General features: G+C 66.5%; 1 protein-coding gene. It reads left to right on the top strand.

From position 1 onward, the window contains the following. The coding region (locus AACY52_RS30715) for an FAD-dependent oxidoreductase (RefSeq protein ID WP_339561448.1) at positions 1-370 on the top strand (370 nt) is incomplete at its 5' end. Positions 371-471: the final 101 nt, after the last annotated feature.

Raw genomic sequence — 471 nt, 5'->3', positions numbered from 1 at the left:
AGCGCGAGGATCGACCGTGACGATCGCCGCGCGCGCCGTGTTGATCGCAACCGGGGTCGAGAATCGCCGCCCTGCGCTCGATGCCGATACGCACCGCGACGCCTTGCAGCGGGGTGTGCTGCGGTATTGTCCGGTCTGTGACGGCTACGAGGCGACCGGGCTGGCAATCGGAGTGATTGGTGCGAACACGCACGGCGTCGCGGAGGCGCTGTTCCTGCGCACTTTCTCCGACCAGATCACGTTTGTCGCGCACGAGACGATCGACCTTAGCGCCGACGATCGCTCGGCGCTCGCGCGGCCGGGATTGCACTCGCACCGAGGCCGCTGGCCCGGATGGACTTTTCGGGTGATCGGGTTGCACTCCACCTGACCGACGGCAGCGAACTGCATTTCGACACGGTTTATCCAGCGCTCGGATCGGACAGCAATAACGCGCTCGCGCGCCAGCTCGGCGTCGCGCTGAGCGACGAT

It is taken from the genome of Pseudomonas sp. EA_65y_Pfl1_P113, from assembly GCF_963970525.1.
Lineage (GTDB): Bacteria > Pseudomonadota > Gammaproteobacteria > Pseudomonadales > Pseudomonadaceae > Aquipseudomonas > Aquipseudomonas tritici.
Note: the sequence above shows the minus strand (reverse complement) of the source record. Positions and strands in the feature narration are given on the sequence as shown.